We start from the raw sequence: 23,414 nt of genomic DNA, 5'->3' as shown, positions 1-23,414 counted from the left end.
ACCCGGCGGTCTCTCGGCACCCAATACCTACGCCACCCCGGCACACAACCACCCCTGCTCGATCCGCTTCAACACGTCGATTCAACAGGGAAGACTACCAGGACGACCAGCCCGGAGCCAACTAAACCCACCACACGCCGCCGCCGAAACCCCCGACCTCCCACTGGAGTTCGGGGGTTCTTTGCGTTCACGGGAGATCGCTGGCGTAACTGAGCGAGGAATCGGCGTACGCGTAGCAGAAGGCAGGAGTCACATTCAGGATCACCGTGGAGAGAGAGTGGGAACCCTTCCGAAGAGCCCACGGCTGCTCCTGATTTGGACAGTTCGCCGCAGGCAGACAAGGAATTCAGCAGAAACACTGGCCAACGCGTTCGGCGCATGTCAACGTAGACGATCTTCCCCGAAAGATCAGGTCACGACGCTGCGCGGTCTCAGCTCAAGGCTTGCCGGGTGGCGACTGCTACGTCTCCCGAGCGGCATTGTGAGAGCGAATGCCCTCTCGGAGTTCGGGGAATCTCGTCGGGCACGAACCACTCGGACCACCGCCTGCGCGGGCCAGGTGAACTCTGCCCCACCGAAAAGGAGATGTTCACGTGGAGTCCCCGGAAATGAACGTCGGCGACCTCGTCGCGCTCCTGTCGACCTGCGACCCGAACACGCCCCTGCGGTTGGCCATGAACCCGTATTTCCCCATGGCACACCGCCTGGCCCAGCTTGTCGAATCGGTAGACGAGACAGGCCGGCCGGTCGTCTATCTGGCCGAAGGGCCGGACGCAGATAGCCAAATCGGACCCTTGCCGCCGGAGGCTGCTGTCGCCCTCACCTGGCAGCGTCCCGTCCAGGCAGCCCCACGCCGCCCGCGCCGCATCGCCAGCGCGTAACAGAGCCACCCACAGCCCTTGGAGGCGCCCCTGAACACCAACCCGCCATTCGACCCGTCCATCCCGAGCAGCGCCCAGTCCGCGTACTGGGTCGGCCCCCGGCACCTCGCCGGTGACGACGGACGCCTCTACGACACCGTCGCCGACGTCCTCGCCAGCCTCGGCTGGACCAGCCTCACGCTCGTCCGCGGCCGTCAAGAGCCCGACGAAGCACCGGAGGACCGCCAGGTGCTGCGCAGCACCGTACTCCACATCAGCCCCGATACTCTCCGCTGGGCCCAGTGGGTCCTTCCGGACGAGCCCTTCCACCTCGGAGACCTGCCGATCGCCTGGCAGATCTCCGCTCGCACGGACACCAGCAGTCCGCTCGCCCAGTGGTCCGGCTACTTCACCCCCGAGGTACCCGGCGAGGCCCTGGCCGACTTCGTCCTCGCGCTCGACGCCCGGGATCAGCCCGCCGTCTCGTTCGCCGGTCCCGAGGTGGTGCTCGACGCGGTCACCGCACACGGGTGGCTTCGTGACAACGATCATCCGGCGGATGGCGCGGTGGACCCGACGTTTACGTCTCACGTCGCTTTCGGTGAGGTGCCGCCTCTCATCCAGGACGCGGATCTCCGGGTCCTGACGGCTGAGGCGTACGAGGCGGGGCCGGCCGGGTGGCAGGCATGGGCGGAGCCCTTCATGGGTGCGCCATGCCTCTGGGCAGCTTCCTTCGGTGCCAGCACCCCGGACGACCTCGTCGCCGTCTTCGCCGATTCCGTCAGCTCCACCGCCCCGGTGTTGCGGCGGCTGCTGCCGACGAGCACGAAGGAACGGCTCCTTCGCGCGCCGGCCAGCTGACGGCCAGCACCTACAGGTCCGAGGCCCGGTCCTCCGTGTCACCACGGAGGACCGGGCCTCGGCCATTCGCCGCTGCTCGTGTGACGAGGGCGCGTTTCCTTGCGCGCTGGAACCCAAAGGCGCCCCCGGCAGCTACGTGCTGCCGGGGGCGCCTTTGGTGTGTGCCGGGGTACGTCAGCGACCCGCGGTCGCCTTGGAGAATGCCCGGGGGAGGAGCCGGTCGACGAGCGCGGGTGCTCCAGAGATGACCAGCAGCACGGTGTCGGACCGGATCGCGGTCTGCTTCACGATGCTCTCCTTCCCCCCGGTCGAGAAGGTGAGGAGCTGACTCCATTGCTCGCTGCCGAGGGCGGGCGTCGGCAGCTTTTGCGTGGAGATGTCGATCACGGTGCTGCCGTTGAGGACCTGGTACTCGGGGCAGCTCGTCATGGCCTGGACGATCCTCCGGGTACCGGCCGAGAGGTTTCGGGCGGTGTCGCTGTACAGGTCCTCGGTTGCCTCCGAATTGCTGCCGCGCCGAATGGTAAAGGACACGTGCGCCGCGCGAGGGAAGGCGAGCGAGCCTGCGAGCGCCGCGTCGCTGTCGAGCTGCTGCAGGGCGGGGCAGCCCAGGACCGTGACGTCCTGGCGCCCTGTGGGCTTCTCGGGCAGGCGGGTGTAATCGTCGCCGAGGTCGTCCTCGTCGAGGAGGTGCTCGCCCAGTGCTGCTGAGGACAGCAGTGCTGGCCGACGGTTCGTCGGGGCGGCCGACGCGACCGCGGGTGAGGGGGCGGCGGGGGCTGCGGAGCAGGCGGGAAGGGCAAGGACGGCGACGGCGGTGAGACCGACGGCGATGGAGACGCGAACGCGCACGGAGTGACCCCTTGGTGCTAGACGGCAGGTCGGACAGTGCGGGCTCGCCGCCCGTTGGGGTCGTAGGGGAGGGGTCAGTGGCCGAGGTGACGCAGGCAGTCCTGGAACGTTGCGTGCGTCGCGTCGGCGGGTCCGGCGTTCCGGTTGTACCAGGCGGTGTCCAGACGCGGTTCGTGCTGCTGGTGGCCGGCCCGGCAGCGCAGCCACACCTGGTCGTCGGTGGAGAGGACGAGCCAGTCCCGGTACGTCGCGCATTCGGCGCAGGCGACGATCTCGCCGTCGAGGATGATTGGCTGCGGCCAGGGCATCATCCGGCCGTCGAGTTGGTCGTGGCTCGGCACGCGCAGCTCGGGAGGAAGGAAGTCGGGCACGAGAGCTTCCGGCTCGGCGTGCTCCTGCGAGGGGTCGGGTGTCGGTACACGGTGCGGGGGCATCTCGTTGGCCAGCTCGGCATGGGCCACAGCGTGCTGTACCTGCAGTTCGGTCGGCTTTGCTCGGCGCCTTATTCGGTGAAACACCGGTGGTCCTCCCTCGTTTTGCCTGCGTGCGACATGATCGTGCCCGATGCCCCGGCTCGGCTTCAACTCAAGAATTCTTGAGAGCAGTTGGCAGTTACCGGGTGGTGCCAGAGCCATGACCGTCGGAACGTCCGGATGGCGACGTGCGTTGCGGGGACGGCCTGCGAGAAGACAACGACACTCGCCTTCGCGCCAGTTCGGTGGGCGAGGAAGTGTCGGCGGGCAGACCAGCAATACGCCGCAGGCGCCACACCAGCACGTCGCTCACCGAGTCCGCCGTGTCGAGCTCACGGCGCTGCACGGCGGTGGACAGCAGGACAGCAGGGTCGTGGCCAGCGGCTGCGGCGTCGGAGATGGTGGCGGCGAGTGCGAACCAGCCAGGCTCAGCGAGGATTCGCTCGGCCAGCTCCGGCAGCGCCTCGCGCAGCAACGCCTTCTGCCGCTGGAGGACGGGCCGGTCGAGGCTCCGGCCGCGCTGCTGGAGTGCTCCAAGGGGTTGCACCGCGGCTGCCTGGTAGGCGGCGCGCAGGTGCTCGGCGGCCTGGCGGGCGGCTGCGGCCTGCTGAGCGTGGCCTTTCCTCGCGTGCCAGTGCATGGCAGCGGTGATGAAGAAGAACAGCATGTCGATGGCCATCGCGGTCGTCGCCCCGTGCTCGCCCCTGCCGAGGGCGGGACCGCCGTGTACGAGGTCACGGGCGGCCTGGCGCAGAGCTCGATCGTGCCCGCGTTCGGCGTGCACATGGGATCGGGCTGCGCGCTCGAACGCGGAGGCGGCAGCGCGAAGTTCGTTCCGCGTGTGAGCGGCCGATGTTTTCGCGAGCGCGTCCAGGACCTCGCTGGCCGAGGCGATGTACGCGGCGGCAAGGCCGTCGGTCCCGTGCTCGACGATGGTGATCGACGCCCAGACAACTGAAGCGGTTCGTCTGCGCGCGGTCGACGGACTGACCCTTGCGGCGGCAGGAGGGGCTGTGGAGGGGAGCTGCTCGGGAAGGTCGGCAGACCAGCGCTCTCGTATGCGCGGCAGAGACAGGTCTGGGGCGAGGCGCGCGCCCGGGTAGAACACGGGCTGGCCGTCCTTGTTGCGGTCATCAGGCAGGGCCACCTTGTAGCCGAGGAGATCCCCGGAGGGAGCGACGCGCTTCCGGATGAGAAGACCGGCGGCGGCGAGCCTGGTGAAGAACTCCTCGTCGCTCCTGACGCCCGTCACCGCTTGCCGCACGGTCTCGCGCAGTTCCTCACGCGCGGTTTGCGTGCGGCCCTGACGCTTGGCCTTGTGACGCTCAGCGCTGGTGGGGCGCTGCGCCGCCGTGCCGTCCCCGGGCGCGACCTCGCGGAGGCCGAGCTCCTTCTCGATGAGTCGGGCTTCGGCCTGGGCGCGGGCGCCGGAGCGGAAGTCGTCGGGTCGATGGCCGTCCTCGGTCACGAGGGTGGCGATGATGTGGATGTGGTCGGCGGCGTGCCGTACGGCGGCCCAGCGGCAGCCGGGCTTTCCGTCGCCGGGGTCGATGCCGGTGGCCGCGACGATGCGGCGAGCGACATCGGCCCATTCCTCGTCGGAGAGGGTTCGGTCGCCGGGGGCGGTGCGTACAGAGGTGTGCCACACGTGCTTGGCCGGGCGGGCATGCTCGGCGAGAGCCATCACGGGTTGGTCCAGGAGCTGCTGGAGGTCCTTGAGCGTGGCATGTGGGTCGCGGCCCGGGTCGGGTGACATGCCGTCGAAGGAGGCGACGAGATGCGGGTCGGTGTGATCCTCGAACTTGCCTGTCTCGTAGAGGTAGTAGAGGAGCCCTCTGGTGTCCGATCCGGACGCGTTGACGCTAGGGATCATGAGCTTTGGCGTTCGATCAGTCGGGCGGCTGCGTCGTGCACGGTGTCGGCGGCTCTCCGTACGGCGGCGATGGTCATTTCGAGGTGGGGAGCCTCTGTTCCGGAGTTGAGCGCCCGGACTGCTTGGTTCAGGTTGCTGCCGGCCCAGCCGAGCCGCCGCCTGCTTTCGAAGAGCGCTGTGATCACGTCTCGTTCGTCGGCGATTTCGATACTGGTGCGGTCGAGGTCTCGGGCGGCTGCGAGCGCGGAGCGGGCGAGGAAGCCGCCGACGGTCAGGTTGCACTGGGCAGCGGCGGAGGCGAGCAGGGCGATTTCGGCGTCGTTGAAGCGGGTCGTACGCAGGTGGCGGCGCTTCTTCTCGGGCGGCTTACGTGGACGCTGGCGAGCAGGACGCTCACGAGGTCGACGAGTCGGCTTGCGCTCCTCCTCTGGCTTCGATCCGCCCTCGGTCGAAGCCCCTAGGACCTGCGCCCCCCGGTGCAGGTCCTCTTCCGCCCCCTCGGGGGTGGACTCGGCGGAAGTACTACTTCCGCCCCAACTTGCTCGCCCTGGGACCGGGTTGGTAGTCGACGGCTGGGTTGGGGTGGGATCAGCGTCAGTCGGCTTCGTCATCGGCTGCGGGACCCCGGAGTACGCAGCTGCTGCTGGATGGAGGCTGCCAGTTCGAGTACGGCGCTGGCCCCGTCGAGCACGCGGACCGGGCTGCCGGGTTCGTACTGGACGAGCCACTGCCCGGTCGGTACGAGAACCGCGGAGTGCAGCAGGCCGTGGCGGACCAGGACGTCGGCCCAGGCTTCGGCTTCCTCGGTGGTGGCCGACGCGGGGGTGCGGTGGGTGATGGTGATGCCTCCGGGAAGGGCGGTGGCCCGGCTAGAAGCCGAACCACCGGGCTGAAGAAGGGCCTGTGACCTGCTGCTTTGCGGTGTCAGCCGCATTCTCGGCAGCGGTCCACGTGGCGGGTGAGGGCGCGGGCCATCTGCTGCTTGGTCCATATCGCGTTCTTCGCGCTGATCTTCGCTACGGGTCTGCCGGTGTGCCGGACTGAATGGGCGGCGAGGAAGGTGATGTCCCGCTCGTACTCGGCGCGGATCGTGGAGAAGCGGTGGCAGGTCTTCATCGGGTACTCCTGGTCATCGTGGGTGTTTCCTTGGTGCGCAAGGCGTCGAGGACAAGGCCGAGATGCTCGTTTCGGCCGCCGCTGAGCCCTTCCTGGCGGAGGATTTCCCTCAGCTGCTTTCTGTTGACGGCCTCGTTGCCGTCGCGCTCCAGGAGCGCGGGGACGTGCGGCAGCACTTCCTTGACAAGCGCGTCGACCGAGTCCTGCAGATCCGGTGTGGGCGGCGGCTTCGGCTGGCGCCGAGGCTGGCTGTTTCGTCGGCTCTTGCCGGAGGTGCTGGACGTGGGTTTCCGCCGGCTCTTTCTGTTGGTGCTAGTGGTGGGCTTTCGCCTGAGCGGGACCTTGTGATCCGTGGTGTCGGTCCCCGGGTTGGTGGGGGTCGGTCCCCGGTCCCCGGTGGTGTCGGTCCCCGGGTTGGTGGGGGTCGGTCCCCGGTCCCCGGTGGTGTCGGTCCCCGGGTAGGTGGAGGCCGGTCCCCGGTCCGGATCTGCGCCCTGAGCAGGCTCTTTGTTCCCCTGGAGGCCGGTCCCCAGAGGATGGGCGAGCGCCTTTGCGGTCCCCGATTCGGGGACCGTGGTCCCGGCTTCGGCTTGCTCGGTCCCCGCGCCTGAAGCCTTGGTCCCCGCGCCGTGGTCCCCGGTTTCGGGGACCGGCCGAGCGCCCGTTGGGTGGGCAGTTCCAGGCAACGGTCCCTCGGCTTCTCGTGGGGACCGGTCCCCACGAAGCACGGTGTGTGTGCGGGACCGTTCGGCGGGGACCGAGACGCCGAGCGGGACGGTCCCCCGCTGTGATTCGGGGACCAGGCCGCCGTTGACGAGGGGTGGGGACCAGGGCGACGGGAGGGGGGCGGTCGCGAGAGCGAGTGCGTGGCGGCGGGCTGCGAGCTGGTTGAGGAGCGCCGCTCGCTGTGCGGGGTCGGTGCCGACCGAGGCTCTGCCGATTGCCCTCGATAGACGTCGGGTGAGCCGTTTGCCGCGCCAGCTTGTCTGCTGCTTGTCGGACTTCTCGGCCAGGCGGGCTGCGAGATTTACCGCGCGGGTGGTGGCTCGGTCGCGGGTGATCTGCGCGGCGTCCCGATCCCGTGCAGCGATTCCGAGGCGGGATAGCAGCCGCTCCCGCGCTTCCCGGCCCAGGGTGGCGAGCAGCCCGTGGGAGGCGGCGCCGGGCGTGCGGTGGCGTAGCTCGATGCCCATGGCGAGATGCCACAGCATCGCGGCCATGACCGGGCCGACGAAGGCGCGGACCGTGCCGCCGACCGGGCCGCTCTCGGCGTAGGCGGGGATGATCTGAACCCCGGTGATGAACCAGACCAGCGTTCCGGGCACCCCGGGTGCCCCTTGCGTGGCGAGGTTCTGCCGGGCCATCAGGGCCGTTGCGAATAGGCCCATTTCGGCAGCGGCGAACATGCCGATCCGTTCCGCGGTGCCGGCCATGTCGAGGAAGTCGGTGGCGAAGCGCCAGCTGGTGTCCGCGGTGTAGGCGGTGCAGCCGAGCGCGGCGAGGGCGGCGACCTTGACCGCCGGGCTGCCGGAACGCTTCCTCCCGGTACCCCTCCGGCGGAGCGCCCAGCCGGTCAGAGCCAGTGCCGCAGTCGCGAGGGGGATGCCGATCACGAGGAGAGTGGTGGTGTCCGGGATGACGCCGAGGGCGAGGTGGGTCATGCGGCCTTTCCGAGAGGGGCATGCGGGGACATCGTCGTCACGGGGTGGGTCGCCTGCGGCGTCGTGGCAGCCTCGGCGCGCGGCGGCTTGCTGGCGGGAGCTTTCGGCTTCTTCCGCTTCTTCTTCCGGGGCTGGGGCACTCCCTGGCGGAGGTCGCGGGTCTCGATGGCCTGGGCGGCCTGGGTCAGCAGGTCTCGGGCGTGCTTGTGGGAGACCTTCAGGGCGACGGCAAGTCGGCCCGCGCGCCAGCCGCGAGCGGCAGCGTGACTGACCACGACGTTGCGTTCGGCGACGGTCAGGTGCACGTCACGCCCGTCGAAGACTGCGAGGATGCGGCTGTAATCGAGCCGGTGGGGCAGCCCGTCGTGCCAGGGCCGACGTTCGGCTTCGGTGAGCCCGCCCCAGGTGCCCTCTTTGAGGTCGTTCTCCACGGCGAAGTTCAGGCACTCACGCTTCACCGGGCAGGGTGCGCACAGGAGCTTTGCCTCGGCGATGGCCTCGTGGTCCCTGGGTGGCGGGAAGAAGCACTCGTCGGCGTCTTCGGGGTCCATGCCGTGGCACACCGCCCTGGTGTGCCAGCTGGTGTCGCCGATGCCGCGCAGGCCGGTGGCCGGGGCTTCGTGGGTGGTGATGGTGCGCAAGAGGGTCTCCGATGTGCTGCCGCGAGGCCGGCGGGGAAGCGGCGGCGGAAGGGCGCGGCGTCGGGGCCGGCTGCTGGGCGGGGTCGGAGCCGCAGCCGGGCGGGACATGGGTGCGGAGCGGGCACCGGACGGGGTGCCAGGAGGCGAGGGTTAGGCCATCGCGGGGTGCTGCTGGGTGTGCTGTGCGGCGGCGAGGTCGACGCGGCCGGGGTGCGGCGTCGCGCGCGGGGCGGTGCCGCGTGCGCCTCCGTCGGGGCCGATACGTCGGCGTCGGCACGGCTCGCCTGCCTGTGCGAGACACCACTCGCAGCGCACTCCGAGGGCGTCGGGACCGCCTCGGGCGATAGCCGCCTCTCGGGCCGCGCGGGCGGGCCGGTAGGGCGCGAGCTCGGCGCGGACGGCGGGCGGTATGCAGGATCCGATCTCGCGCAGCCGCTCTTCGAGGTCGGGGTGAGGCGAGCCGCCGGTGATCTGCCGGTGGGTGGCGGGTGCGGCGTTGCCGGAGGCCACGGCGCGGCGAGTGTTGACCAGTTCGGCCTGCCAGGCGGCCTGGTCGTCCGGATCGGCGTGCGGGGTGGGGTCGGTGTGCCGGGCCAGGCGGTCGCGCCGGTAGTGCACCCACGGGCGGGCGATGTCGGCCGGGAGGATCTGGTACGGCGAGACCTGGATGTGCTGGCGGGCGGCGACCCGGGCGTCCCACCCGTGCCGTGTGGCCATCGGTACGTCCCCGAGGAGCTCGTACCAGCGGTTGATCTGGTCGCGGGCCTCGCCCTGGTCGGTGCGGATGGTGCGGGGGTCCAGCCGACCGATGTAGGCCAGCAGGGCTGCGATTTCGCGGTGGTCCATGGGGGTTGCTACTCCGTTCCTGTCGGCTCGGCGAGAGCGGCGAGGAGGGCGGCGGTGTGCGCCTCGGCGCGGGTCATCCCGGCTGCCGGGCCAGGACCGCTGCTGGGCAGGGCGTAGAGGTGCGGGCCAGCCGATACGTGTTCGCGGGCGACCCAGGACCGCCAGTCGGCAGCCCAGGCGCCGGGGGTCCGGGGCGGCATGGCAGCCCGGTGGGCACGCCACTTCGCGTCGGCGGAGCGCAGGCCCTCCTCACCGAGCCGCTCCAGGTGACCTTGCTGGCGGGCCCAGGTGTGGGTGGCCTGGTCGACCTGCCACTCGCTGGCCGGGAGGACGGCAGCTCTCCTGCTGTCCTTACGGTTCACCTTCGGTTCACTACGGTTCTGGGGGTCGGAATCCGCTCCCCCCAAGGGTCGGAATCCGGCACGTCGGGGGGTCGGAATCCGACGGGAGGGGCCGGAATCCGTACCGGTCGCATTCCTGCGGGAGGGGTCGGAATCCGTGCCCTTCTTGGGCCAGATTCCGTACTGCCGAAGGTCTTCGGGCCGCAGTTCGGGCACCGTCCCCGGTTCCGCTGCGGAGGCGGCGTCGGAGGCGTGGTCTTCCCGCTCGGAGGACACGTCCCTGGCGAGGTATGCGGCGGCGCGGGGCAGGCGGTAGACCATGGTGCGCTGCGGGCCCTGGAGGTCCTCCAGGTGCTCCAGATCGCCGTCGGCGGCGAGCGTGACCAGGGCAGCGCGTACCGCAGTCCGGCTCGCGTTGGTGCGCTCGATCAGGCTGGAGAGCGAGGCCCAGGCGGCGCACTGCTCGTCGGGCACCCGGTCGGCGATCGACAGCAGGACCAGACGCGCCGTACCGCGGCTCTCGCTGTGTTCCCACACCCACTCGCGGGCGTCGCTGCTCATCGGCTTTCCTCCGCCAGCGTGTGAAAACCGCTGGTCAGGAGGGTGGGGTGGACGTCGTTTCGTTGCCGGTGGAGAAGGGAAGGAAGGAGGGCGGGTGCCGTGCAGGCCCGGTGGACGGGCCTTTTGCGCAGGGCGGGAGGCATGCAACAATCCCCTTTGCAGTGTTGCCGTGCTGACGTGTCCCGGTGCTAGGGATCAGCGCGGTGAAGGTTGGCAATCTCCGCCCTTGCCGGGGCGGGTTGTGCCGTTAAGCGTTCGGCGCCTGGGAGTTCATACCTCTCGGGCGCCGTCGTTGTTTCCGGACCGTGGTCCGATTCGCGGGTGGTGCACTCCTCGCATTCGTCGTCCCCGGGCAGGGGGCTGCCTGGGGACGACGAACATACGCACGCACCCGCTTCAAGATCCAGCTTTAGCTCTTAACCCCTGCACTAGTCGCTGCGGTGAATCCCCGGCGCTTTATTGCGGGGGCTCCGCCTGGATGACGAATCGGCGGCGGGCGGCTGTGGGCATACCGTTGCCGCGGATGCCCAAAATGGCCGACGTTTGCCAAAGTGTCCGGAATGGTCTCCGGGGGTGAAATCCTCGGCGCCGGAGCTATGAAGCGATTGGCTTCTCATCGCCGCCCGCGCCTTTCAGTCGAGTCGAGAAATCAGGGTGACGCATGTCGCATGACGGGTGTGGCGTACGCCATTCCGTCGGCTGCGGGCTGCCCTGTAGATACAGGGATGGCGCCTGCGGCCGAAGGGATGACACGTGTCGATCTTCGGCGACAGGGAGAACTTTCCATACCCAGGGCAGGGCGTCAACAGGTGTTAGATAACGAAATCCATGGCATAAACTGCCGTTAATCAGCGACGGACAGGAAAAGGATCATGGAAGAGCTTGCGGAAGGGATGCCGGGGTGGGATCCAGATGTGTTCCGCGCGCGCCTCGCGCACCTTCAGTACACGGTGCACCCGCGTGGCCGCGGTCCCTACAGCGACAAAGAAGTGGTCGCCCTCATGGCGGAGCGCGGGCTGGAGTCGATGAGCTACGTGCATTTCTGGAAGCTCCGAACGGGCAGGACCGGTAACCCGCGGATCAGTGAACTCGCGGCGCTGGCAACGTTCTTCGGGGTTCCCTTGATGTACTGGTTCAGCGACCAGGTCGCGGAGCAGTCCAACGAGTCCCTGGAGAAATTGGTATTGATGCGGGATGCGGGGATCGAGAGCATCTTGCTGCGTCTGTCGGATGTCTCCGAAGACGGCCAGGCGGCGGTCAGTGGCCTGCTGGACCACTACCGGAAACGAGAGGGTCTTCCGCCCGTCAAGTAGCTTAAGAGTGGCTGCAGTTCGAGAAGATTGATCAAGCAGGAGAGCTGTTAAATGTGGCCCGCCCGTAGGCGTCGGAAAGACTTGCTGCGCGAGCTGAACCTCCCCGACGTCATTAATATCCGCGACCTTTGTGACGAGGTGTCACGTCGCGTTGGCCGCCCGGTAGTTCTGAAGCCGCGAGTGCAGGATATGTGCGCGGCCGTCGTCGTGCGCACGGCCGTCATCGAGGTCTTCTACGATCCGCGGGCTGATCCAAAGCTCGTGGAACATGCCCTGGCGCACGAATTCGCGCACCTGCTGCTCAGGCACCACGAGTCCCGGCCGGCGTCGGCCTTGGGACCCGAGTACCTTCCGGGCGTGGACCTGTCCACGGCCCAGCTGATGCTCGGCCGGACCCACTATGCGGAGGAAGCGGAGCGCGACGCCGAGCGTCTCGCCTACCTTCTGCAGCGCCGGATCGCCGAGTACCGGCTGCGCACCGACGAGTCCTCCGGCGACGAAGTGCAGGACCGGGTCGCTCACACGTTGCTGCGCCGACGGGAGACCCGCAGGTGAAGAACAGCGCGCACATCATCTGCCTGTGCGTGGCGGCGGCAGGCTTCCTGTGCCTGCTGCGCGACCTTCCCGTCCGCCGCAAGGACCCGGCCTCCACCGCCCTGGCCTCCGTCTTCCTGCTCTCCGCAGGATCCTTCTTCCTCGCGCTCGTCTCGACCGGGAAATACCTCGACCGGCTCTTGGGGACCGCGAATCTGTCCGTCCCGTTGTCGCAGGCGTGCGTGCTCGGCCTGCTGGCCTGCCAGCAGGTCGTCCTGACCCACTGGGGCTCCCCACCAGAGGTCGCCCGGCGGATGTCACGGCGCTGGCTCATCACCGGCGGGGCCGCGATCACCACCCTGTGGCTGGTGTTCCTGCTGTTCTCGCCCACCGTCCAGCGGCTGCGGGACTTCACTCTCTATTACTCGCCCGACAACGGGCACGCCGTATACCTCACCGTGTACTGCACGGCCTACACCCTCGGCGAGCTGGCCCTCGCGCACGCCTGCTGGCGACTGGCCCGCCGCAGCACCCGTGCCTCGGTCCGAGTGGGCCTGCGCTTCGTCACCGTCGGTGCCCTCGTCACGCTCGGCTCCAGCGCGGTGCGGCTCGGCAACGTGGCCGCCAGCAAGTTCGGCAGCAGCTTTGAGTCGTGGGAGACGCTCGCGTGGATCTGCGGCGACGGCGGCGCGCTGCTGACCCTGGTGGGCTGGCTGATCCCCACGGGCGCCGACCACGCCGAGCGCCTGCGCCGTTGGACGCGCCAGCACCGCGCCTACCGCGGCCTGCGCCCACTGTGGCTCGCGTACTACGCCGACGCCCCCGAGCTGGCGTTCCCTGTCGACCGGTCCGACCGCCGGTACTTCACCCGCATCGCCCTCCGGCTCTACCGCCGCACCATCGAGATCCACGATGGTAACCGCCGGATTCTGCCGTTCCTCGACGCCGAAGTCCGGGAGGCCGGTGAGGCCCGCCACCGCGCGGCGGGCCTCACGGGCGACGATCTGCTCGCTGCGGTCACCGCCGACCAGATCAGGGCAGGGATCATCGCCCGCGCGCAGGGCATTCACCCGGCCCGGACGGTGGACCTGGCCGACACCGAACGCCGGCTCAGCCGCCCGACGGACGACGACGACGCCCTTCTTGCGGTCGCCTGGCACCTGCACCGCACTGCGGCCCGCGCCGATGCCGAGGCCGTTCGGATGGCCACCGGATGAAGCGGAACGGACACTGAGGATGACGTCGACGGGCCAGCCCCACCAGCCCTGCATTCCTGGACCAGCGACCGAGAGGCGCGCATCGTGACCCACGAGCACCCGCAGACCCCCCTTGCTCCCGGCCCCCGGGACCGGACAAGCGACCGCGACCGGACACAGCTCGGCCGGGTCCTGGGGGCTGCTGGCGACGGGTGCATGGCGTGCGCGGACGAAATTCTCGCGACTCTGACGGAGCCGTCAGCGGTCGGGCGCCTTGTGGAGATCGCGAGGCGTACCGCTGTACTGCTGAACGATGGGGCCCTTCCGGGCTACATGACCAGCGGGCTGTCCGACCTCGCATCGGAAGAGTTTTGCCACCTGGCCCGCACCATCACCGAGGCGGGTAATCCCGCGGGTGCTGCCGGCCGGATGACCGAGGGACAACGCCGAGCCGCGTCCCGATCGGCGGCCCGCATCCTCGTGGAACATGCCGGCAGCTCCTACCAGACCGCCCGTGACCGCGCTGCCGCTGGGGTTCCGACCCTGCCTGATGTATGCCTGTCCCAGGCCGCACTGATGAGCACCTGGTGGACCCACACCGATCCGCGGTCCGCCGATGTCCACACCGGGTGGCGTCAAGCCTGCGACGAGGCCAGCATGCGAGCGATGGAGCCGGTCGGGGAAGCGACCGCTGTGTACGTTCTTGGCGCGGTGTTTCACTCCGTGGCACAGGAGACCAACACCCGCGCGGACGCGTTCCAGACCCTCCCGTACACCCGGGGACTGCCCCTCATTCGGAACAGTGAGGCAGCGGCGCGTATCGTCACAAACTTCGTTTCTCCTCCCCAGTGGGAGGAAACAGGGTTTGTCGCGAAGCGTCTCGCAATCTACCTGCCGACTGCACCGATGTTCCGCGTGCTGCGGCTGTGGGCCGACCTTCTGTGCGCGGCGCACGCGGCGGATTGCCCGCAGCAGGGTCCGGGACACGAATGCACGCTGAGCGACCGGACGGCGGCCCTGGCTCCCCACTCCAACGTCGCCGCGTAGTGCGGAGATCCTGCAGGAGTGGTCGCCGACCCACCGGGCTTACGCGGTGCCGCCAGGACCCCTGCTAGCGTGCCCGGGCCGAGGGCCACGGTAAAGAGTGGGCCGTCCGCCGCACACTCGGCTCCGGGCCGCATTTGTTCGCGGCACCACAAGCTCGCCACCGGTCCCTCAGCCGCCCTGTACGCGGACGCCGCCTGACACGGAGGCACCGCTCGCCGCTCCCGGCCGTGGATCAGCAGCCGTACGACGTCAGGATCGAGGCCGAGCCGTCGTCAGCGGGCGTCAGCGGACGAGTCCCGCCGCGCACGGCGTGATCGAGACGCAGCGGCGGCGCCTTCTCGTCGACGGGCGTGATGGTCATCTGCCCGGGGCCGGGGTCGTCGACGGTGATCCGCGAAGAGCGCGGGAATCCCTCTTCGCTGGCGTACGGGCTGACATGCAGGCATTCCCCGGGGCCGCTGAGTTCACGTGCGTACCGCGTCATCGGGTCGGGGTAGAAGTGCTCCGACACGGGGCCTGCGGACAGGGTCAGGCCGGCGAGTACGACGGTGGCGACAGCCGCTTGCTGCCAGCGCACCGGACGGCGGGCGAAGGCGACCTTGGCCACGGCGAAGGTGGCAGCCGAGACGATCAGGGGCACACCGATGATCACCGCACGTGCCGTTGCGGGATCGTCGTGCAGCACCTGCGAGCGGACGAGGACCATGGTCGTCGCGTTGAGCGCTGCCACCAGCACACCGATGGCGAGGGTCACGGCAGGGAACGAGCCGTCCGCGCGCTCAGCTCTACCCTTCGCATCCGTTCGCGACACCGGGATCTCCTTCCTCCGCAGGGCGGAAATGCTATATGGCTGGCTCGATGGCACCGAGCGCCTGGTGGGGGCGCTGCCGAGATGCGGCAGAGCGAGCCGGGCGGCACGGTGGGGGTATGTCCAGCTCACGCATACGTATCCGTCGCCCACGGAAGTCCGCCGGGAGCGAGGTCACCATCGACGGTCAGAAGATCGGCACCGTCTTCAGCGACCGGGATCTCGTGGAGCTGCTCCGCCGGACGGGGCACCATGATCCGGAGGCGCTCGTCGACAGTGGCTCCCCGAGGATCGAGTGGGTCGGTGACCCGCATGACTACGGGTGGGGCCCTGGCGTCGCTGGTTCTCCGCCTCCGCCTCGGTAGCCGCTCGGAGGGTGTTCACTGTTGTGGCGGCTTTGCGACCACCGTCACCACGCCTCGGGTCGGCCGAGCCAGAAGGCGGCGACGGACGGCTGGTCGATTCCGGCCGTGGAGCCGTCGTGGGGGAGGAACTCGGTAGGGGCGATGTATCCCTCGCCTGGTGCGAGGTAGATACGCAGGCAACGCAGCGGGTGCCGGGCGGTGACGTAGCGGCGGATGTCCTCGGTGTGGGGGTGGTGCCGGTCCGGGGCGGTGTGGAGGGTGCGGCAGATCTGCTGAATGTCGCGGTCCCCGATGAGGAGATAGCGCGCGCCGGGGCCGAGGTTGAGGCAGAGCCGGCGGCGGCCCTGGTGGCGCCGGGCATAGGGCAGCCGGTCGAAGTTGTCGACGTGCAGGCCGATGCGTCGGCCGGTGGCGGAGTCTTCTGTGGTGGTGGTCCGGTTGCCGGGGCTAGCTGTGCAGCCCAGGAGGGTGGTGGGCCAGCGGCCGTCGAGGGGGTCGAGGCGTGCGGCGGTTTCGAGTCGGCCGGACAGGTCGTCCTGGTCGAGCGGTGGCAGTGGTCGGCGTACGAGCTCTATACGGATGCTGTCCGGCGTCGAGTCGTCGGCCTGGTGGCGCTCGGCCTCCTCGGCGGTGAGGGGCGCCCAGTCGTTGCCTGGGACGACGGCGCCTTGGTCGTGGCCGGGCTCGCTGCTGGTCTGCCGGACCGTCGCGGTGTCGCACCGGTCGCGTAGGTCGTCGTACGAGTCGAACACGAGTCGCGGGCCCATGGCCGTGCCTCCCTGGGGCGGGTGCCGAGCTACTTGTCGTCGAGGTCTTCGCCGAAGGTGACGTCCAGTTCGGCGACGAGGGCCTCGGCGAGCTGCAACGTCTGGGCGCGGTCGATGACGATCTGCTTGAGCGAGGCGAGACCGCGGAGCTGGGAGAGGTCGTTGTCCCGGAGGTCCAGGCCGCGGTACTTCCCACCGTCAAATTCGGTCAGCCGCAGGTCGCCGTCGTCGATCAGGGCGGTACTCAAGTCGGCCGAGGCGAAGGTTGTCTCGCGCAGCGACGTCTTGGTGAAGATCACGGGTCCGGTGGCCCGGACGCGGGTGAGGGTGCTGTAGTCGAGCCTGCAGTTCTCGAACAGGACGTTGTCGAGCGTCACGTCTTCGAGCGTGGCGCCCATGAGCTTGCAGTCACGGAAGACGACGCGGGAGAGCTTGCTGTCGGTCCAGTGCAGCGCGGCGAGGTCGCATCCGGTGAACTCCACGGAGTCGACACGGAGTTTGTCGAGGCGGGTGCGCTGGGCCTTGAGGCCGGTGATCCGCCCGTCCATCAGATGGGTGTCGGACAGGTCCAGGTCGCGCAGTGCGGCGTCGGCGTACTGGAACTCGGTGACCCGGCCACGGCCGCCCTCCAGCGAGGTCACGTTGGACAGGTACAGACCAGGCTCGTTCAGGGCGGGCAGGGTGACGCTCGTGCGGCGGATCGTGCGGGTGTCCATCAAGGGCCTTTCATCGTGGTGGCTCGGTTGTCGTGCTGGTGGCGCATCCGGCGGGTGCGCCACCAGGCGGTTTGTTCTACTTCTGCTTGTTCCAGTTGTCCCAAGTGGGGCGATTGTCGAAGGGGGCGGGGTTCTTTGCCCAGTTGTCCCAGGTGGGGCGGTTGTCCCACGCTCCTTCAACGATCACGGGGCCGGGAGCGTCGTGCGTGGTCGTCAACTCCATCACGATGGGGGCGTCGGAGGCGGCGAGTTGGACCAGCAGCGTCATGCAGCTGTCTCCTTCGTTGCGAGTGTGGAAAGGGCCGTGACCAGGGCCTGCCGGGATACCCGGCAGTAGTTGGTCTCGGTCGACGTCAGGCTGCCGTTCTCGAAGTAACGGTTGGCCGCCTGGGCGCCGCGGCAGAAGTCGAAGAACTCGCACTCAGCTTCGCAGCGGTCCAGGCCGGTGAGGAAGTCCCTCACGTAGCGCAGCCGGTGAGCCTGGCGAAGGATGGTGGTCAGGGAGCGGTCGAGGATGTTGCCGGCCACGAAGTCCTTGTACGCGGGCGCCGTGGTGTCGGCGAGCTCCGGGGAGAGCAGGACCACGTCGCCCTTGTAGGAGATGGTGGGAATCGGGTCGAGGCGGCGCCGGTCCCATTCGGCTCGCTGGCCGGAGCGGATCAGCTGGAGGTACTCGGCGAGGCGTGCGACCTCCCGGACGGTCGGGGCGTCGGGGTGCTCGCGTATCCAGGTCAGGGTGCGGCGCCAGAAGTCTTCGGCCTGATCTGCGGTGGGCGGCTGCCGGTCGGTGTTGGCCCCTTCGATCTCCTCGAGGTTGAAGCCCACCGAGTGGCTCCCCAGCGGGGCGAGGAAGTCAAGCAGCTCCTCGGGGACGTCGATGCCGGCGGCGCCGACCACCGAGATGATCGAGTACGGGATGCCCCGTGCACGCAGCCTGCTGATCCCGTGCAGGATTCGCTCAAAAGCGGGCTTGCCGCGCAGGTCGACCCGCTCGGCGTTCGCGGCGGCCGGCCCGTCGATGCTCACCCCAACACAGACGTCGTACGCGGCCAGCACGTCGCACCAGGTGTCGGTGATGAGCGTCGCGTTGGTCTGCACGTAGTGCTGCACGCGGCCCGCGCGGCGCAGAGGTTCGAACGGGACGAGCAGGGCCGCGAACTTGTTGGGTCCCACCGCCAGCGGCTCGCCGCCGTGCCAGACGATCCCGATCGGCTGGCCGCTCTCCTCGAACTGGGCCACCGCCGTCGCCAGGGCGACGGAGACCTCCACGGGCATCTGATGCTTGAGCTTGCGAAACGGCAGGTAGCAGTACCGGCAGTCCAGATTGCACCAGGTCGTGGGTTGCACCACCACGGTCTGCGGAGCCGCGAACCGCTGCTCGTACCGGGCACGCCACGCGGGCGGATGAGAGCGCATCGGAGTCCTCTCCACGGCCGACAAGGGCACCTCGACCGCGGCCAGGGGGCTGCGGCTCGGGGTGTCACCACCATCGGTCCGACCGTGACGTGCACGCGATGACATTGGGTTGTCATCGCTGCTGACATGTCATCCGCGCCGCGATGACAGCAGGCCGAAGTCCCATGTTCTGCACATGAGTTCGGGCAGGTGGCAGTGGGTTATCGTGGCGGGCGTGCCTCGCTCGATTCTGATCCATGACGGCCAGACCTCCCGTGACGTCGGTCTGGTGTACTGCTGCTCGGGTTACCTCATCGAGGACGGCAGGGTGCTGCTTGTGCACCACAACCGTTTCGACAAATGGGTTCCACCTGGAGGGCACATCGAGCCCGGCGAGTCCTTCGCCGGCACCGCGGTGCGCGAGTTCACGGAGGAGACCGGTCTGGTGGTGGAGGCGATCTCCAGCCAGCCGGCCATCCACCCCGCCGACCACAACGCCACCCCCGAGCCGGTGCCGTTCTACGTGGATATCGAGCGCGAGGGTTTCCCCACTCCGGCGCTGGTCCAGTTCTTCTATGTCCAGCGGAAGCCCGGCACCCGCCAGCAGGTCATCGAAGCCGACCTCGCCGAGGTCCATGGCGCGGAGTGGTTCGGCCTCGACGATCTCGACGACCTCAAAACCTTCGACCAGGTGCGCTCGCTGGCCCGGTTCGCGCTGCTGAACTACCCGGTCGCCGAGGAACGCGCCCGGCCGTAGTCGAGCGCCGTACCTTTCCCTCCCGAGGTCCGAGAGAGCCCGAGCGGCTCGGCGAGGTCGACGGCAGGGGTTGCGAGCGCGGCGTGGGTGAGCGTGCGGGAGGCTCCCGCACCGTCATCAGCTTCGGTTCTCCGGTCGTGGCCTCTGCTGTCCCGCGTCCTTCACAGGACGCTGTCCCACGAGGCGATATCCCCCGAGACCATCGACGGTCGCAGCCAGGAGGAGGCGGGCCGGGGCGCCGCCAAAGCCTGCTGAAATGGCCTGGTTCAGCCGTTGAACGTACTTGGGCACCGAGGACGGCGCGACGTAGAGCACCGCCGCGATCCGCTCGGTCGCCAGCCCGTCCGCAGGGGCGTCGAAGATGACCTGCACGAGATCGAACAGACGCTCCGTCAACTCGCAGACCGCCGCGCCGCTGCCGCCGCGCGCAGTGATGCGGACCGTGCGGCCAGGGCCGAGCTCGACCTGTTCGATGACCATCTCGACAGACGGCTCGCTCACGTCCTCGGCGCCGCTGTCGGACAGGCCCACCAGTGCCAGGCGCCGAACCGCTGACTCGTAGGCCGACACCGTGTAGTACGCGGCCCGGATGGTCGCGCGCTTGCCCGAGGCGCCCGGCTCGTTCCACAGCCGGGCGGTCGGATCCCACAGGTCGTTCATCAACGTCCACGCCTTGGCGAGCCGGGGATCGCGCGGGTTGCCACCGGCCCGGATAGCTGCCTGGGTGCACAGCGCGTACGCCATGTGCTCCCAGGCGGTGCCCTGCACGTCCTTGTCGTCCTCGACGAAGGTCTCCCAGCGGTGGTGGTTGTGCAGCAGCCACTTGCCGGCCTCGACGACTGTCTCGGACAGCCGCTTGTACTGCACCGGGCCGTGCACGCCGCCCACCTCCCGCGGGTCGTCGCGGTATGCGGGATCGCCACCCGGCCCCGTGCCGGAGGCAACGGCCGACAGCGCGAGCAGACACAGCGCGGTCTTGCTCGGGCTCGGGCCGGTGTCCACGTAGGTGCGCCATCCCCAGGCGCCGCTTGGACGTCGGTGATACAGCAGGCCGTGCACGCCGTGATCGATCAGGGGCACCACCCGTTCCAGCAGACCGCTGGTCTCGGCCCCGCCCGGCAGGGCCATCCCCGGGCCGAGATCGTGCAGTGCGTCGCGCAGCTCGGCGAGCCCGTGTACGGCCAGGGCGGTCTGGTGCAGCGACGTGTCGTCGAGCCCGAGAACCTCGGGCCAGCCGTGATCGACCTGGTGGTTCTCCAGCCAGCCGACGCACCAGGCCGCGGTCTCCACGACGCCGACGTGTTGGAAGAAGCGCGGGTGCGAGAGAAGTCCGGCCAGGCCGAAGGCAATGAACCGCGTGTGTTCGCCGCGGCCACCCTTGTGGCGCGGCTGACAATGGTCCGCGACGGCACCGGTGAGGAAGTCGAGTGCGCGACGGACCGGTGCTCCGCCGATGCCTGCCGCTCGCAGAATCGGCAGCACCTCGCTGGTGTTGACGATCGACGAGACCGAAGTCAGGGTCAGGCCCCATCCGCCGTCGTAGCCCTGATTGGCCAGCAGGGTCCGGGCGGCCTGCCCTGCTCTGGTCTCGAATGCCGCGAGCCCGGTATACGCACTCTTCATGATTCGCCTCCGCCGCCAGCCCCAGACGCCCGGTCGGAACGTACCCAACTGGCCTACGAGTAACGCGTGTTCACCCTTGGTCCGCTACCGAGGAGACCAACGCCCGCTCGGCGGCGGAGTCCCTGGTCTCCAGCCTCCTTGTCTCAGGGCCGACATCGACCGAGCTCCGCGGCCTCGTGGAGCGCAGCGGCGTTCTCCTCTGAGATCTGGCTCCTGACGGCCGGTCGACACGCGGTCCTAGAAGACGAACCGGCCGAACTTACTTGCCCGCTCGGCCAGTTCGGAGCGGGCTTCGGCAGGGGAGGCGACGATGCCCGGTTGCTGGTACAGCCAGGTGACGAGCGCGGCGGCCGAGTGCACCGTGGCGATCGGCTCGCTGGCAAGGCGGGCGGTGATGGTGGTGTCGGCTTCAAGGCGACTGACGGCGAGTGCTTCGAGCTGATCGAGAGCAGCGTCCCAGTGCCTGGGCGGGCACATGATGCCCAGGAGGGTCCGGGCACCGGCCTGCCACTGATCGGGATCCACGGCTGTGGTGCCGAGGTGGCGCATGCCTTCGCCAGCGAGGTGGCCGACCACGTCGTGCACCATGGACCGTGACACCCAGCTGGAGAGGACCTCGGCGACCTGCTCCGCCGGGCTGCTGGCCATGGCCTGCGTCTCGACGACAAGCCGGTCGGTCCGGATCCGCTCGGTGTAGTCCTCGTCGCTCTCGTCCGGCTTCTGGGGTGCGAGCAGCCCGGCGGGCAGACCGTCCGGCCCGTCGAGAGCGCACTCCAGGTACGACAGCAAGATCATCCAGGCGTACACCTGCTTGCCGAGCTCTTGGCGGGCGTACGAGGACAGCCGACCGCCGCCGATGTCATCCCGAGTCGACGCCTTGGACGGTTCCGGCGCCAGCTCCCGAGGCCCTCGGGTCGTTCGATCCTTCGAGCCCTGCTTCCGCAGCCGCTTGCCCTTGCCCATGTGGTGCCCCCTGCTTGTCCAAGTGCCCGAGACCGGAGCCGATGAGACGGCCCCCACCGCCACTTCGAGCGTGTGGACCACATCTTGCTCGGCGGCCGTCCGAACGTCCAAGGCGCCGAAGCCGGTTCCTGCAGCAGACCTCGTGACCGAACGCCTGTGGTGCCTGCGGGGAGGTCCGGAGGAGTTCCGGATTCTGCATTCCCTCGTGGAAGGGGACTTGCTCGTATGTACTGTCCTCATGGTGGGCGCCGCTTCGGCGCCTGGAACATCGGGGGAGGAACGCTCACATGGAGCCTTTCGTGCCGAAATTCCGAGGGCGCCCGTGGGAGAGCGGCATGGGGGCCCTGCATGTGTACGTGCTTCCGCGCCCAGGTGTAGATGCCGAACTGCTTCGTCTCGTGCAGGCGTGCCGCCCGATCCTGGCCGGCTATCCGATCGACCCGCAGTACGGCAGCGGCCCGAGCGACGCGGGGCTCTTGCACCTGACTGGCGAAATGCTCGCCGACGTACCCTCTGCCGACTACGACGAGGCGGCGCGGGAGGAGATCGTGGCAGCCCTGCACGCGGAGCTGGCGGACATGCCGCCCTTTATGACGCAGGTCGGCCCCCCAATCGGGAACGCGTCCGGGGCTGTCCTGGACGTTTGGCCCGAGGAGGACGTGGGTGCCGTCATCGAGCGGGTCCGTGGCGCGATCCGTGCGACCCGGGGCGAGGATGCGCTGCAGCACTCCGGCGGGCGCCCGCACATCTCGCTCGGCTACTCCCACGCCCGGGCGTCGTCCGACCCTCTCAACGGTGAACTGCGGAACGCGGTCCTGCCGCGGCGCGCGACTCTGGCCGTCGACCGGGTACATCTCCTCGATGTGACGTGGGCTTTCGACGACGGGCTCGGCGGATGGCGTATGGCGTGGGACCCGGTCGCAGAGATTCCGCTGCGCGGCCGGCTTCCCGAGTAGCTGTGGCCGGATGCCGTTGTGGTGCAGAGGACCGCTGTGATGGCGGCCTGCGGGGATGGAGTGTGGGCAAGTCGTGATCGAGCCAGGCGATGGGCAGTCCCGCCCTGCGGTGGCCCTCTACCCCGGTTCCCGGGTCGGCGCGTCCCGGGTGGATACGCACGTACAGGACGACCGCCCGGCAGGGGGGCAACTGACGGTGTACATCACGCAGTATCCGGCCGAGATGCCGGATCTGTCCCGCTATCTCGTTGGCCCGGTGGTGCGGGGGGCGCATGAAGTGATCCCGCCCCGGGCGATGCCGGACCGCTTCTGCCCGCACCGGCTGGCGATGGCGCCCCCGCCGGACGAGCTGTGGCGGGCGGCACTGCCTCCGGACTGGACTGTTCGGACGCGCGTGCGGTACGAGGCGAGCGTACGCGAACACGAGCAGTGGGCCACGCAAGCTGACGCCCTCGTGGGGATGGAATGGGCCGGATATCCGGCGGAGTTGGTGCTGGACGGGCTGATGACCCAGTACCCCTTTGCAACAGTGGCCACGGTGCTCTTGAACGAGCCGGGACGGTGTCGCGTCGGCATCCGTCTCGTCAACTGCAACCCGCCCTCGCCTGGGGAGCCGAGCGGATACATGGTCACCATGCAGGGCCCGGACGATGCGCCGACGGCGGTGTTCGGCTCGGCCTTGTTGGGCTGGGCGCAGTGGTGGCTGCGACAAGACACCGGGGAGAGGAAGCGACAGTGGTCCGAGGTGCCTCATCCCCCGGAGGGCCTGGTGGTGACGGAGGCATGGGCGCCGTACCGGGTGGAGATCTCGGACGTGGAACACACACGATGGCCGAGGAACAGGCGGCCGTCGCACGATTGATGCGACGCCCATGCCGTGAACCTGTCC

General features: G+C 69.1%; 27 protein-coding genes. 9 read left to right on the top strand and 18 right to left on the bottom strand.

All coding sequences use genetic code 11. From position 1 onward, the window contains the following. The first annotated feature begins 593 nt into the window (after positions 1 to 593). Together ACIO3O_RS34875 and ACIO3O_RS34870 are read left to right on the top strand one after the other, a co-directional pair. The gene (locus ACIO3O_RS34875; RefSeq protein ID WP_401752891.1) at positions 594 to 881 is read left to right on the top strand and encodes a hypothetical protein; all 288 of its coding nucleotides are present in this window, start codon (positions 594 to 596) and stop codon (positions 879 to 881) included. 18 nt (positions 882 to 899) lie between these two features. Continuing rightward, positions 900 to 1,721, top strand: coding sequence for a DUF317 domain-containing protein (locus ACIO3O_RS34870; RefSeq protein WP_401752890.1), 822 nt, complete (start codon positions 900 to 902; stop codon positions 1,719 to 1,721). 174 nt (positions 1,722 to 1,895) lie between these two features. Here the strand turns inward: ACIO3O_RS34870 and ACIO3O_RS34865 are convergent, their stop codons facing one another. From ACIO3O_RS34865 to ACIO3O_RS34820, 10 genes are all read right to left on the bottom strand, one after another. Next, positions 1,896 to 2,573 carry a hypothetical protein gene (locus ACIO3O_RS34865; RefSeq protein WP_401752889.1) on the bottom strand — a complete coding sequence of 226 codons (678 nt, stop codon included), beginning with the start codon at positions 2,571 to 2,573 and terminating at the stop codon, positions 1,896 to 1,898. 74 nt (positions 2,574 to 2,647) lie between these two features. Further along, positions 2,648 to 3,007, bottom strand: coding sequence for a hypothetical protein (locus ACIO3O_RS34860; protein ID WP_401752904.1), 360 nt, complete (start codon positions 3,005 to 3,007; stop codon positions 2,648 to 2,650). Positions 3,008 to 3,185: 178 nt separating this feature from the next. Beyond that, the gene (locus tag ACIO3O_RS34855; RefSeq protein WP_401752888.1) at positions 3,186 to 4,919 is read right to left on the bottom strand and encodes a relaxase/mobilization nuclease domain-containing protein; all 1,734 of its coding nucleotides are present in this window, start codon (positions 4,917 to 4,919) and stop codon (positions 3,186 to 3,188) included. Continuing rightward, positions 4,916 to 5,530, bottom strand: coding sequence for a hypothetical protein (locus ACIO3O_RS34850; RefSeq protein WP_401752887.1), 615 nt, complete (start codon positions 5,528 to 5,530; stop codon positions 4,916 to 4,918). The genes ACIO3O_RS34855 and ACIO3O_RS34850 overlap by 4 nt, the downstream gene beginning before the upstream one ends. Continuing rightward, positions 5,527 to 5,853 (bottom strand): hypothetical protein, encoded by a 327-nt coding sequence (locus ACIO3O_RS34845; protein ID WP_401752886.1) that lies wholly within the window; start codon positions 5,851 to 5,853, stop codon positions 5,527 to 5,529. Before ACIO3O_RS34845 ends, ACIO3O_RS34850 begins: the two co-directional genes overlap by 4 nt. Continuing rightward, entirely contained in the window at positions 5,844 to 6,035 is a 192-nt protein-coding gene (locus ACIO3O_RS34840; RefSeq protein WP_401752885.1) for a hypothetical protein, read from the bottom strand. Before ACIO3O_RS34840 ends, ACIO3O_RS34845 begins: the two co-directional genes overlap by 10 nt. After that, entirely contained in the window at positions 6,032 to 7,696 is a 1,665-nt protein-coding gene (locus ACIO3O_RS34835) for a hypothetical protein (protein WP_401752884.1), read from the bottom strand. The genes ACIO3O_RS34840 and ACIO3O_RS34835 overlap by 4 nt, the downstream gene beginning before the upstream one ends. Further along, positions 7,693 to 8,337 carry a WhiB family transcriptional regulator gene (locus tag ACIO3O_RS34830; RefSeq protein WP_401752883.1) on the bottom strand — a complete coding sequence of 215 codons (645 nt, stop codon included), beginning with the start codon at positions 8,335 to 8,337 and terminating at the stop codon, positions 7,693 to 7,695. Before ACIO3O_RS34830 ends, ACIO3O_RS34835 begins: the two co-directional genes overlap by 4 nt. A gap of 150 nt (positions 8,338 to 8,487) precedes the next feature. Continuing rightward, positions 8,488 to 9,183 (bottom strand): hypothetical protein, encoded by a 696-nt coding sequence (locus tag ACIO3O_RS34825; RefSeq protein WP_401752882.1) that lies wholly within the window; start codon positions 9,181 to 9,183, stop codon positions 8,488 to 8,490. 8 nt (positions 9,184 to 9,191) lie between these two features. Next, entirely contained in the window at positions 9,192 to 10,085 is an 894-nt protein-coding gene (locus ACIO3O_RS34820; RefSeq protein WP_401752881.1) for a helix-turn-helix domain-containing protein, read from the bottom strand. Between the two features lie 872 nt (positions 10,086 to 10,957). On the opposite strand from ACIO3O_RS34820, the gene ACIO3O_RS34815 reads away from it, so the two are divergent. After that, the gene (locus ACIO3O_RS34815; RefSeq protein WP_401752880.1) at positions 10,958 to 11,398 is read left to right on the top strand and encodes an XRE family transcriptional regulator; all 441 of its coding nucleotides are present in this window, start codon (positions 10,958 to 10,960) and stop codon (positions 11,396 to 11,398) included. 141 nt (positions 11,399 to 11,539) lie between these two features. On the opposite strand, the gene ACIO3O_RS34810 is transcribed toward ACIO3O_RS34815, so the two are convergent. Next, a complete protein-coding gene (locus ACIO3O_RS34810) occupies positions 11,540 to 11,707 on the bottom strand; it encodes a hypothetical protein (protein WP_401752879.1) in 168 nt (55 codons plus the stop codon). Positions 11,708 to 11,755: 48 nt separating this feature from the next. Between ACIO3O_RS34810 and ACIO3O_RS34805 the strand changes: the two genes are divergently transcribed. The 3 genes from ACIO3O_RS34805 to ACIO3O_RS34795 all read left to right on the top strand — a co-directional run bounded on the left by ACIO3O_RS34805 (position 11,756) and on the right by ACIO3O_RS34795 (position 14,175). Next, positions 11,756 to 11,953, top strand: a complete 198-nt coding sequence (locus ACIO3O_RS34805; protein ID WP_401752878.1) for a hypothetical protein — start codon at positions 11,756 to 11,758, stop codon at positions 11,951 to 11,953. Beyond that, positions 11,950 to 13,149: an MAB_1171c family putative transporter gene (locus ACIO3O_RS34800; protein WP_401752877.1), complete on the top strand. Its 1,200-nt coding sequence runs from the start codon at positions 11,950 to 11,952 to the stop codon at positions 13,147 to 13,149. Before ACIO3O_RS34805 ends, ACIO3O_RS34800 begins: the two co-directional genes overlap by 4 nt. A gap of 312 nt (positions 13,150 to 13,461) precedes the next feature. Continuing rightward, entirely contained in the window at positions 13,462 to 14,175 is a 714-nt protein-coding gene (locus tag ACIO3O_RS34795) for a hypothetical protein (protein WP_401752876.1), read from the top strand. Between the two features lie 232 nt (positions 14,176 to 14,407). Here ACIO3O_RS34795 and ACIO3O_RS34790 read toward each other — a convergent pair whose 3' ends face one another. From ACIO3O_RS34790 to amcB, 5 genes are all read right to left on the bottom strand, one after another. Then, positions 14,408 to 14,929 (bottom strand): hypothetical protein, encoded by a 522-nt coding sequence (locus tag ACIO3O_RS34790; protein ID WP_401752875.1) that lies wholly within the window; start codon positions 14,927 to 14,929, stop codon positions 14,408 to 14,410. 463 nt (positions 14,930 to 15,392) lie between these two features. Next, entirely contained in the window at positions 15,393 to 16,115 is a 723-nt protein-coding gene (locus tag ACIO3O_RS34785) for a hypothetical protein (RefSeq protein ID WP_401752874.1), read from the bottom strand. Between the two features lie 29 nt (positions 16,116 to 16,144). Further along, the gene (locus tag ACIO3O_RS34780; protein ID WP_401752873.1) at positions 16,145 to 16,831 is read right to left on the bottom strand and encodes a pentapeptide repeat-containing protein; all 687 of its coding nucleotides are present in this window, start codon (positions 16,829 to 16,831) and stop codon (positions 16,145 to 16,147) included. A 76-nt stretch (positions 16,832 to 16,907) separates the two neighbouring features. Continuing rightward, positions 16,908 to 17,099: a multiple cyclophane-containing RiPP AmcA gene (amcA, locus tag ACIO3O_RS34775; protein WP_401752872.1), complete on the bottom strand. Its 192-nt coding sequence runs from the start codon at positions 17,097 to 17,099 to the stop codon at positions 16,908 to 16,910. Continuing rightward, a complete protein-coding gene (gene amcB / locus ACIO3O_RS34770) occupies positions 17,096 to 18,247 on the bottom strand; it encodes a cyclophane-forming radical SAM peptide maturase AmcB (RefSeq protein WP_401752871.1) in 1,152 nt (383 codons plus the stop codon). The genes amcA and amcB overlap by 4 nt, the downstream gene beginning before the upstream one ends. A gap of 214 nt (positions 18,248 to 18,461) precedes the next feature. Here amcB and ACIO3O_RS34765 point away from each other — a divergent pair, with 214 nt between their 5' ends. Further along, entirely contained in the window at positions 18,462 to 18,983 is a 522-nt protein-coding gene (locus ACIO3O_RS34765; RefSeq protein ID WP_401752870.1) for an NUDIX domain-containing protein, read from the top strand. A gap of 117 nt (positions 18,984 to 19,100) precedes the next feature. Here the strand turns inward: ACIO3O_RS34765 and ACIO3O_RS34760 are convergent, their stop codons facing one another. Both ACIO3O_RS34760 and ACIO3O_RS34755 read right to left on the bottom strand, forming a co-directional pair. Further along, positions 19,101 to 20,606, bottom strand: a complete 1,506-nt coding sequence (locus tag ACIO3O_RS34760) for a hypothetical protein (protein ID WP_401752869.1) — start codon at positions 20,604 to 20,606, stop codon at positions 19,101 to 19,103. A gap of 237 nt (positions 20,607 to 20,843) precedes the next feature. Beyond that, a complete protein-coding gene (locus ACIO3O_RS34755) occupies positions 20,844 to 21,569 on the bottom strand; it encodes a hypothetical protein (RefSeq protein ID WP_401752868.1) in 726 nt (241 codons plus the stop codon). A 287-nt stretch (positions 21,570 to 21,856) separates the two neighbouring features. Here ACIO3O_RS34755 and ACIO3O_RS34750 point away from each other — a divergent pair, with 287 nt between their 5' ends. Together ACIO3O_RS34750 and ACIO3O_RS34745 are read left to right on the top strand one after the other, a co-directional pair. Beyond that, positions 21,857 to 22,525 carry a 2'-5' RNA ligase family protein gene (locus tag ACIO3O_RS34750; protein ID WP_401752867.1) on the top strand — a complete coding sequence of 223 codons (669 nt, stop codon included), beginning with the start codon at positions 21,857 to 21,859 and terminating at the stop codon, positions 22,523 to 22,525. Between the two features lie 73 nt (positions 22,526 to 22,598). Further along, positions 22,599 to 23,387, top strand: coding sequence for a hypothetical protein (locus ACIO3O_RS34745; protein WP_401752866.1), 789 nt, complete (start codon positions 22,599 to 22,601; stop codon positions 23,385 to 23,387). Positions 23,388 to 23,414: the final 27 nt, after the last annotated feature.

Origin of the sequence: Streptomyces sp. NPDC087440 (assembly GCF_044744005.1) — a bacterium.
In the GTDB taxonomy this organism is placed as follows: domain Bacteria; phylum Actinomycetota; class Actinomycetes; order Streptomycetales; family Streptomycetaceae; genus Streptomyces.
The sequence above is the reverse complement of the archived record's forward strand: the minus strand, read 5'-3'. Positions and strand labels throughout refer to the sequence as shown.